The sequence below is a fragment of the Paraburkholderia fungorum genome (assembly GCF_902833645.1).
Lineage (GTDB): Bacteria > Pseudomonadota > Gammaproteobacteria > Burkholderiales > Burkholderiaceae > Paraburkholderia > Paraburkholderia fungorum.
The window spans coordinates 94,378-103,463 of the sequence record NZ_CADFGE010000009.1 but is presented as its reverse complement, the minus strand read 5'-3'; the positions used below and the strand labels follow the sequence as shown (position 1 = coordinate 103,463).

General features: G+C 58.6%; 16 protein-coding genes. 9 read left to right on the top strand and 7 right to left on the bottom strand.

The annotated features are described in order from the left end of the window. Positions 1-194 precede the first annotated feature (194 nt). The 8 genes from HWX91_RS25710 to HWX91_RS25675 all read left to right on the top strand — a co-directional run bounded on the left by HWX91_RS25710 (position 195) and on the right by HWX91_RS25675 (position 3,600). Positions 195-527, top strand: a complete 333-nt coding sequence (locus HWX91_RS25710) for a hypothetical protein (RefSeq protein ID WP_028195607.1) — start codon at positions 195-197, stop codon at positions 525-527. A 308-nt stretch (positions 528-835) separates the two neighbouring features. Then, positions 836-1,579 (top strand): hypothetical protein, encoded by a 744-nt coding sequence (locus HWX91_RS25705; RefSeq protein ID WP_028195608.1) that lies wholly within the window; start codon positions 836-838, stop codon positions 1,577-1,579. Continuing rightward, positions 1,576-1,779, top strand: coding sequence for a hypothetical protein (locus HWX91_RS25700; RefSeq protein WP_028195609.1), 204 nt, complete (start codon positions 1,576-1,578; stop codon positions 1,777-1,779). The genes HWX91_RS25705 and HWX91_RS25700 overlap by 4 nt, the downstream gene beginning before the upstream one ends. Before the next feature lie 92 nt (positions 1,780-1,871). After that, positions 1,872-2,207, top strand: a complete 336-nt coding sequence (locus HWX91_RS25695) for a DUF4031 domain-containing protein (protein WP_042274451.1) — start codon at positions 1,872-1,874, stop codon at positions 2,205-2,207. Continuing rightward, the gene (locus tag HWX91_RS25690; protein ID WP_028195610.1) at positions 2,204-2,626 is read left to right on the top strand and encodes a hypothetical protein; all 423 of its coding nucleotides are present in this window, start codon (positions 2,204-2,206) and stop codon (positions 2,624-2,626) included. Before HWX91_RS25695 ends, HWX91_RS25690 begins: the two co-directional genes overlap by 4 nt. 27 nt (positions 2,627-2,653) lie before the next feature. Next, complete coding sequence (locus HWX91_RS40515) at positions 2,654-3,010, top strand: hypothetical protein (RefSeq protein WP_208459045.1); 357 nt, start codon at positions 2,654-2,656, stop codon at positions 3,008-3,010. 61 nt (positions 3,011-3,071) lie between these two features. Beyond that, on the top strand, positions 3,072-3,347 hold the full coding sequence (locus HWX91_RS25680) for a hypothetical protein (protein WP_127837858.1): 276 nt from the start codon (positions 3,072-3,074) through the stop codon (positions 3,345-3,347). 25 nt (positions 3,348-3,372) lie between these two features. Then, entirely contained in the window at positions 3,373-3,600 is a 228-nt protein-coding gene (locus HWX91_RS25675) for a hypothetical protein (RefSeq protein WP_028195612.1), read from the top strand. 46 nt (positions 3,601-3,646) lie between these two features. Here HWX91_RS25675 and HWX91_RS25670 read toward each other — a convergent pair whose 3' ends face one another. Continuing rightward, positions 3,647-4,084: an SET domain-containing protein gene (locus tag HWX91_RS25670; RefSeq protein ID WP_028195613.1), complete on the bottom strand. Its 438-nt coding sequence runs from the start codon at positions 4,082-4,084 to the stop codon at positions 3,647-3,649. A gap of 153 nt (positions 4,085-4,237) precedes the next feature. Here HWX91_RS25670 and HWX91_RS25665 point away from each other — a divergent pair, with 153 nt between their 5' ends. Further along, the gene (locus HWX91_RS25665) at positions 4,238-5,050 is read left to right on the top strand and encodes a Mom family adenine methylcarbamoylation protein (protein WP_102857296.1); all 813 of its coding nucleotides are present in this window, start codon (positions 4,238-4,240) and stop codon (positions 5,048-5,050) included. Positions 5,051-5,583: 533 nt separating this feature from the next. Here the strand turns inward: HWX91_RS25665 and HWX91_RS25660 are convergent. From HWX91_RS25660 to HWX91_RS25635, 6 genes are all read right to left on the bottom strand, one after another. Further along, entirely contained in the window at positions 5,584-5,865 is a 282-nt protein-coding gene (locus HWX91_RS25660) for a hypothetical protein (RefSeq protein ID WP_028195614.1), read from the bottom strand. Between the two features lie 505 nt (positions 5,866-6,370). Continuing rightward, on the bottom strand, positions 6,371-6,682 hold the full coding sequence (locus HWX91_RS25655; protein WP_028195615.1) for a hypothetical protein: 312 nt from the start codon (positions 6,680-6,682) through the stop codon (positions 6,371-6,373). Between the two features lie 364 nt (positions 6,683-7,046). Continuing rightward, positions 7,047-7,712: a hypothetical protein gene (locus HWX91_RS25650; RefSeq protein WP_028195617.1), complete on the bottom strand. Its 666-nt coding sequence runs from the start codon at positions 7,710-7,712 to the stop codon at positions 7,047-7,049. Between the two features lie 221 nt (positions 7,713-7,933). After that, positions 7,934-8,416: a hypothetical protein gene (locus HWX91_RS25645; protein WP_028195618.1), complete on the bottom strand. Its 483-nt coding sequence runs from the start codon at positions 8,414-8,416 to the stop codon at positions 7,934-7,936. A gap of 29 nt (positions 8,417-8,445) precedes the next feature. Then, entirely contained in the window at positions 8,446-8,664 is a 219-nt protein-coding gene (locus tag HWX91_RS25640; protein WP_127837857.1) for a hypothetical protein, read from the bottom strand. After that, the gene (locus HWX91_RS25635; RefSeq protein WP_028195619.1) at positions 8,661-9,035 is read right to left on the bottom strand and encodes a hypothetical protein; all 375 of its coding nucleotides are present in this window, start codon (positions 9,033-9,035) and stop codon (positions 8,661-8,663) included. The genes HWX91_RS25640 and HWX91_RS25635 overlap by 4 nt, the downstream gene beginning before the upstream one ends. Positions 9,036-9,086 lie beyond the last annotated feature (51 nt).

The window sequence follows — 9,086 nt, the reverse complement described above, 5'->3', positions numbered from 1 at the left end:
CCCGATCTGCAGCGGCTTTAACTTTACTTCGGTATCTGCTAATCTCGCAATCAGCCGTTAGATCGGCACCACGCCCCGTCTTCAATGTTCATGAAGGTGTCCACCAAGCGATACGCTTCGTTGAGACTCAGCATCAACCGGGCGATTCGCCCCGACTCCTTTTTCACAGCCTTTACTGGCAAAAGGAGTTCATCATGAATGCATTCATCAATCGCAAGTCGTTTCTTTCGGGCCTGGTTATCGTCGCGTCGACGATGGCGCTCGCTTCGGCCGCCCATGCGTCGCAGCAATCTGCAGAGCAGGCTGCTGTCGATTTCATGAGCACGGCGACCGGAATCGCACCGAAGTATCTGACCGTCTCCGACACAGATGCCCCGGCTGCCACAAGGCACTCCGAAGACCGGGCCGATGTTCTTGTTGCAGCTCCGCAGCGCGGCGGCTTCGATCGGGTCTGCCGTTTCAACCTCGTTCGCGCGAGCGGCTCCGGCAGTTGGCAGGTCAGCAACATGGCCTGCACCCAAGGCTGATCACTAGGCCCCGAAACCTTCCATCCGAAATTTAACCCGCACGAACTTCGGTTCGTCGCGGGTTTTCTTCTTTCCGGTGCCTTAGAACGAATGCTCCTTCACACGAGGTGGCATCCGTTCCGATCCCGATATGCGGTTGCATTTAGTCTTTTTTGGGGCAGTCTATCCGATGCGCCGAGTCATGCTACTGGCCATCGCTTGCGGTCGTGCCAATGCGCGGCGACCGACAAGTCGGAATGCCTGCCGCACCTGCACGCTTCGGATGCATTTCAACCGACCTCGAAGGTCGACCACAAGGACGACGAGGAATGAACGAATACGTGAAGCCCTACCCTTCCTGCGGCCGCAGGAGCATCGCTGTTACCGAACCGCTTGATCCGCCGCCTGAAGGCTGGCGCCTTGATGGCACGCTGATCCATCGTGTGGCGGGCGACCCGCACCCAGAGAACTACGACGAGATCCGTGTGACGCTGGCGAATGGCTCGCGCGACGAACAATTGCGCGAGCGCCTCGCGGCGCAATTGTTCGCGTCGCTCACAGACGCACCTCCTGCCGCGATCACAGACGACTGGGTGAACCGTTGCCTCGACGCCGCACACACCTGGGCTGACCAGGCGTATGCGGCAGGCAAGGGCAAGCCGCACCAAAGCCTAGCGGACACCCGCCGCGCACTCCGGCGTCTGTTGATGGAGCCGCTGGCCGGAGGCGCTGGAGTGGCGGCTACTGCCCAGGCGCGCGCACCGGTCGGCGACGAAGTTTCTTTCCGCGACTGGTACAACGGTCTGTCGCCGCAGTTGCGCAAGGTGGTTGAGGCTGTCGATCCGACCGTCGCCACCGCATCCGTGGCGCCGGCAGATCCGCGAGTAGACAGTTTGTCGATGCTGGTCAAGCAGCTCGTCCATTCGCTGCGTAGATCTGCGCCGGAGAACGCCCTTGTCGAGCGCGCACTGGACTACCTGCGCCGGCAGGGGCTGATCGGCTCGCCCCTTCGCATGGATGCCCCCGACGGCTCTGAATCGGACACGATCAAAGCACGGGGAGAAGCAGCGTGACGAACGATGAACTGCATCTGCTCATGGGCGCGATGGATGCCGCGGGCTTCACGCAGGCCGAGCGAAACAACGAGCGCCTGCGCCGCGCGGCGCTACGCCTGATGATCGGTTTTCGCGGCGAACGCTTCTGCGGCGACACGGAAATCGAGTTTGGCTGCCTCGCGCCGGTCAATGACGACGACGGCCTGCAGAAGCAGTGACGAGGTTGCCAGACAACAGGGTCGCAGGGTTAGCGGCAGCGCTTCACCGCAGGTCTGGATGTAGATGCAACAGGAAAACGGAGAATAGCGTCATGGCGATCTACGTGGATGCGCTAGAGAGTTGGGGCTGGAAGATGCGAGGCCGTGAGGTCCGTAGCTGCCACATGTTCACGGACAGTTTGGATCTGGAGGAACTCCACGTCTTCGCCGAGCGAATCGGCATGCGCCGGATGTGGTTTCAGCTTCACAAGGTTGCGCCCCACTATGACCTGACGGCGAGCCGCCGTGCAGCGGCGTTGCTGCTCGGCGCGATTGAAGTTGACCGACGCGAGGCAAGCGGAATTTGGCGAGCCAGGCGCGAAGCCGTGCTGGCAACACGCGATATTCGATCAACGAGCGACACCGAAAGCCGCGAACAAAGACTATGACCAATACCGAACGCCTGAAACTCGCTGATAACTGGTATCGCGAGTCTCACGAAGCACTCGTGAACTTCGCTGCGTTCCACCTTCCCCAGCGTATCCGAGCCCGGTTTGTCGGAAACCTTGGGGAGAAGGTGTTCGTACATTCGGCCGTGTACGGGAATCCAGTTTGGCCCCCGGAGCACGAACGGCAGTATGGCGACGCGGCCTGCCGCGGACAGAAATTCCTGGTCGCAATACCGCGGTTTCGAAAACTCTTCGAGTCGAATTTCGATGCCTATACCGAATGGTCGGACGCCAAGTACCAGGAAGAACGGGATTACGAGGCTGATGCAATTTCGATCGAAGATACCTACCGCATGATTGACCGAGAAATGATTGCCGATGTTCGTGAGGAATGTCGCGAACACGGTCTTGCCGGCTGACAGCCCACCACGATAGGGATACACAGAATGGCAAGCGATTTCGATTTCTGGATAGATGACATGCCGGAGCCCGAAGCCCGCAAAACATTGGGTGGAGACTTCACATATGCGATCACGCTCGGGGTAGCCTGCTGTGGGCGTTGCGCGCGTGATGCCCAGGCAGCAAATAACATTGCGCATTACGCCGCCTACAAAACCGCCGCTCGCGTCGCCCGTCTGATCGCATGGATCAACGATCATGATCGTCCGGAGCCGACGCTGTACAACGGTGACGGGACGCTGACAGTGGCAACCGTTGCCGTCGATACTGGTGGGCGGACGTTCATCGAACGCGACGTGATTCCGGCGACGAAGCGCGCCGCCCGGGATCTGCTAGGGTACTAACAAGACGTCAAAAACTGATCGCGTTGTGACCAACGTGATCGTGAATAGGAGCGAAACCATCATGCAAAGCAACGAATCGACCTTCTATATCGACGTGCGCGACGGCACAGTTGAACAGCACCGCACGAACGTCGACGTCGTGACTTTCCCGCCGTCGACCGGCAAATCAGTCTCGGGGCTGATGACCGCATTGCACGACGACGGTTCGCAACACCGGGCTATCCTGGGCTCGACACGGGCCGGTATGAGCGCATTCCTCACGCGCGATTCGGGTGGCGCGCGTCGCGCAAACGAAAAGTGCTCGCGGTTGCTCGCATCCCTACTGGCGCGTCAATAACAGGTGAAGGGCAGCAGAGACTGAAATGGAATGCAAGCACTACCGGGAATGGCAGGCATGGATTGAGGTCAAGGACCCCTACTCTGGCGAGGCGACCGGTATGTACCATACGCATACCGAGAGCCTCGATGAGGACATCGATCTGCATCGCTTCCGCTGCCGGCAGTGCGGCCGGATCGGCTACTATTCCGGCGCGGCCCGCGCCTTCTACGAGCAACGCATCAAGTCACCGGGCATCCTGGGACTGGAATAGGCCGCACTGGGCCGCCGCTCAGCACGTCGGCGGCCGCCATAGTCAGTCAGTTGACGTCGAGCATCGTACCGCGGCACCTGTTCGCACCGCACCGGCAGGCGTACTCCTCACGTGTCGCCTCATCTGCCGGTTCATCTACCTGCAGGCCGTAGTCGATGAACAGCTCTTCGCCCGGGCCAACATCTCGCGCCACTTCGATAAACACTCGGCCATCGACCTCAAAAGCCTGGCAATTGGCCTCGCAGGCGTGGTTTAGCCAGCGCGCGCTATTGCCACCTCTGGCGCCATCAATCACCCTCCCGTCGGACAGACCGAAGAAAAACGTGTGCCCCGATCTGCCCTTCGCTAGGTGTGCCTGTACCGCTTGTCGCCAACGGATTCGCTTTCCCTTGTACTCGACGAGGATCTCTCCTGCACGCAAAGGGCGTAGAGCAAACACACCTTTCCCGTGAACGGGGGAATTTCGAACTGTAAATCGCTTCATAGCCAGCTTGAGGGGTGATGTGCACGAGGGCCGAACTCAGAGAGTGACAGTAGCGCCTCGCCGCGCGGGCTGCAATCGTAATGCATCTTCAGAAGGTTGCGTTGAGAATCCGACGCCTTATCCTGGACCAATCTCATGTCTCCAAGGTCCGCGATGTCCGCGCAGCTCACACTGGCCCTCGAGGTGGCCACAACTCAATGCCAGCGGTGGAACAATCGCAAGGTGCGATATCGCCCTCCCGGTGAGGTGTTCAATCCCTCGTGCGCCGAAGTCGTTGACCTTCCCGAAAAAGACGCCCGGGCATTCGTCGAGCAGCATCACTACAGCCACAGCTTCCCGGCGGCGCGATTCCGCGTCGGCCTGATGGTCAAGCCGCGTTTCGGCCGCGAGTATCTGGGCGGCGTTGCGGTCTACTCCGTACCGATGACACAGAGCGTGATCCCCTCCGTTCTCCCGGGCCTGGCGCCAGCACACGGCGTCGAGCTCGGGCGCCTGGTGCTACTGGATACGCCCGAAGTCGGCGTCTCGAACGCGGAATCGTGGTTCATTGCCCGCGCGCATCGACTGATGCGCCGGAATCTTCCCGAAGTCCAAGGTGTAGTCGCCTACTGTGATCCAGTCGAGCGGCGCGATGCTGGCGGGCAACTCGTGAAGCGATCGCACACGGGCGTGATCTATCGCGCGAGCGGCTGTGTCTGGCGCGGCATGTCGTCGCCTCGAACGCTGTTACTGACTCCGGACGGACAAATCGCGAGTGAACGCGCATTGTCGAAGCTGCGCTCAGGAGATCAGGGGCGCGACTATGCGGAAGCGCAACTGCGCGAGCGTGGCGCCCCACCGCGTGGCACGCACGAGGCCCCGGCCGACTGGCTGGTACGCCTGCGTGCGATCGGCTTCCTGCGCCCGATCCGCCATCCTGGCAACTTACGCTTCGCGTGGGATTGGCGCGCAGTGACCGGCCGATGATCTAGATGCGCGCATTCAGCTTACCGCTTTCTGCCCTTACTGGCCATGGCGGTCCGCTTGCCTGCAGCGTGCGATGTGGTCCGTGGGCGTTGCCCATGCCCGCCATCCTGATGCATGACGGGCAAAAAATCTGCTCCTGAGAATGCCGAGTCGCCCAAGGGCAGCGGCACTTCGAATAAAGCTGCTTTTCGCCCGTTACTCGAAGGATCAAGCCGATCGCAGGTGCGCTAAGATACCCTTCTCTCAGGTTCTAGCACGGCCCTCGGAAATGGCTAGAACATTCAGCCGGTGCTCCGCACCGGTTTTTTTTCGCGCTCACAACGCCGCGGTAGTAGATCGTGCATCGGCATAGCCATAATCGGGAAGCACCTGCGTCAAAAACAGATTGTCAATCGGCGTAAATGACCGCCTGAAAAGCTTCATACGTCGGACGGCGCCAAACTCCCGGAGGCCTGTCCATTGACGATCCTTTCCCCACTGAAATGCAAGCGCCGACTTTCGATGCTTCGTTTGTGCCCCCGCGTAGCACCCAGTCAAATCGCTGGCCGCTGTGCTCTTTCGACGGCGCGGTGTGCAAGATGGTCTACCACTTCTTGTGCGAAGCGCTTTGGGGCAACGTTGGTCAACTCATTGCCCAGGAAGCTGGCTACGTATCCTGCCGCGACACCCTCCTCCGTCGAGGATGCGATCAATGCGATTGAAGCGCCGTGCGTTGAAAGGCCGGTCTGCATATCCCACGCTACGCCGATCGCACTGAGCTTATCAGCGGCCTCACGCAGGATCGCCACGGCCTTTTCGTTGTTTAGAACGTTCACGATGGTGCTCCGTGTTATTTGCTGTTGGGCCGAGTGGCATCTGCCAGCGGAAGATCAATAGGCCAGACCATGTGTCCGTCCGCATCACTTGCGCCAGCGTGGTTCTTGCGATATTCGCCGCCAGCGCTTCGACCTAGATAGGTGAAGTAGTGCAGTCCACTTCGGACCTCAATGTACCCAAGATGTACGAGTTTCTTCTGAATTTCAGCCGCAGATGTATTGCATCTACGGGCAAGCTGCGTTGCGGACAATTTTTCGATGGACACTGCAGATTTCCCGATTCGTGAGTACCGTTTCGCGCGAAAGGGCGTTTCGGGATCCAGTACGCCACGAGACCTGTTACGAAGCCGACGAGGGGTAGGCCAGTCATTTTAGCGACCGGCGCCGCTATTGGCGAAAACGATGAGCGAAATCGCTGCGATAATTGCCCTGGCTGGTCCGTTGGTCAAACCAAACAGGTCGTCATCGTTTTTCCTTTCCGCCGGGATACAGGTTTTCCTATCCGTCAGTGCAGCGTCAGTTTGAAGCCAGCAACCTTCGTCTCGAAGCGAGAACCAATCCATTCGCACTCGAAATTCAGCACCTCTATCTCAGCGACGATCCGATCACGACTTCCCGTCGGTATGCTCATTTCGAGCATTTCCTTCACCACCGACATACGATCGATCACGACGGACTTCACGTCGTCGTACTCGCCGAAATACCACCTCGTGACTTCCTCCAGCGCGGCCGCCACGAGTGCGCGCGTCCACTCGTCAGAAATCGGAAGAAGCTTTCTGGCAACTTGAACACTCGTTAAAAGAATTCCTCGATTCATAGCTTTTCCTCGTTCCGTCCAGCCCGCTTTTCGCGATCAGTTAGATTGCAGCCACGTGGCTTTTCGGAACAACAAAAAGCCATTCAACACAACGCACGCGATCGAGGCCATCGTCCACACAGCAGAGACGGGTTCCCTCCCAACGATGAGCATGCCCATATCCGCCCCGAAAATCAGGAGCATTAGGGCAAAACAGAAAAATTGGAACACCGGGACGACGAGCATAGGACCGACATTGCCAGACCGCGTTTCAGCTCTTTTCATTACTCTCTTCCTTCCTGTTTTCAGGCTGCTGGAGGCATGGGTGCCACTGGGTCGCAGCAGTGCGTTGGGCACTCCGCGTTAGTATCTCCGAAACTTCCGATCACTCGTGAGGAAATGACGGCAGCGATACTGCTACTGAGGGTACAAATTCCTCCGATTTCACCGGAGGAACACCAAGAAAAACATCGCGAAAACTGACGTACATCGTAGCTCCCGCTATGGGGTACAGCGCAACAGCCGAGAATCCCGCCAATGCAAGAGTGCTAACGATGGAAACGACCGCGAAGGCCAAAGTAAGGCGCCAGATAAACATATTTGAGTCGTGCGCGTCGAACGCCAAGTCAGTCCCTATGAGGACTGGCGGACACGAGATCGCGAAAAGCGGGATTGCGAACCACATAGAAGGTAGTGTGATCCAAATCGCCGACGTGACAGCGGCGTCATCGCCCATTGCGAACGAGCCCAGTGTTTGAGCTTGGGGCATGGGGTTGGCCTTCACGTGGAAAGTTGCAGCCGCGATTTCCGCTAGCCCGGCAACAGCGGTTATCGCGGCAAGCGTAACGGTCGAGAAAATTAGAATCCTCAACAGGCCGCCACGCGCATCCAGCAAGGCTCGGCCAGCCGGGCGCGCTCGATCAGCGCTTTGCGCAAGCACCGCAAATGCGCCCAATAATACCGGCGACAGGACAAACATCAGTGCTGACCCTATCTGCTGCGGCAATAGCGACAGAAGAGCGAACAACGCCACAGTCAAGGCGGCGTTCATCAATACTCTCTTCGATGCCAGAGAAATGCCTTCCCTCAGCCATCCTTTCCAGCTATCCGGCGGGACCGCCTTTGGTCGCAAAGTGCGCATCGTCGTTTTCTGTGGTTAGCGGCGCCGTGCGGCCGATACTAATTTCGCGACCCCGGTGAAGACCACTCCGCGAAGGATCGCCGTTCCGATGAAGTGGACCCGATCCTGAAGAACGAATTTCAGTGTCATCGTCAACTTTCCGAGCTCTGAATGTTACGCACGATCATCGTGACTCGCTTGCCCGTCGGAGTCGTCACGACGACCGGCAAATCGCTCTGGATAACAACCGGAGCAGGCGGACCGAACCAGCCCTTCTCGGAGGGATCTGCCTTTTCGTCCGAAACGAACAGCAGACCTTTGAGCGCGCCATCATGCAATGAGGGCTGAGCCATGATTTGTACCGTCACGCCCTCAGCACTTGCTCCGTTTGGCGAGCCGCCATCCTCCAGGTTGATGGTGAAGGGCTTGCCTGCAATTTCAACGGCGACCGTGTATGAGCGAAGCTCAATGGAGCCAAGGGTTTTGAGGCACTTTTGATGATCGTCTCTGACCTTTACGTTTTGACAAGAAGCCTCCACTTCGGAAGCTGGCAAACCGTGCGCTCCCCCGATTCGCGGGAGGACCACCATCGCGATAGCGAGCAAGATCGTTTTGCGATTCATCTGATGCCCCATGACTGCTCCTGTTTCGCGTCGCTCGCGCGCTATCCGCGAGTCGACGCTCTGCGAACCGAGTAGTTTGCCAGCGCACAAACCATCCCGACCAGCCCGAATGCGCTCATTGCGAAGCTGCCGAGCATGGCGCCTACACCGATCAATCCGGCGCAGATGCCTGCCGATGCACCTGAACCAAAATCACTGCCAACGAAATCAAGTAGCTCCTTCACTTTTTGCACCCTTTCCGATATTTGATCACCGGTCACTTCAGCGCCTGACAGCCTGGCTCTGCACGCACAATGTTCCGGGCATCGCCGAGCGTTGTGACAACGATGGTTTTGCTGCCATCGCAAACTACCGGGGCAGCCAGATCGGCGATTTTCGTGTCAGCGGTCGTCGTCTTCGAAAGCTGCTTTGTAGCACCGTAGATCGCGTCTTGCCAGCGCGCATATGGATGAACGGATTCACCAGCGGGCGCATCTACGTCGAGCTTCCACAACACCGTGTATCCTGCGTTCGCCGCGATGGTTTTCGTTTGCTGCCTCAGCGACTTTCCGGCGTCTAGCGTGATGGACGCGGCGTACGCAGCCGTCGTTGTCAACACCAAAACGCTTGCAATGAGTGTTTTTTTCATCATGTTCTCTTTAACGCCTATGGGCCATTTCGCGCGCTCGCGCCAAACTCTTTT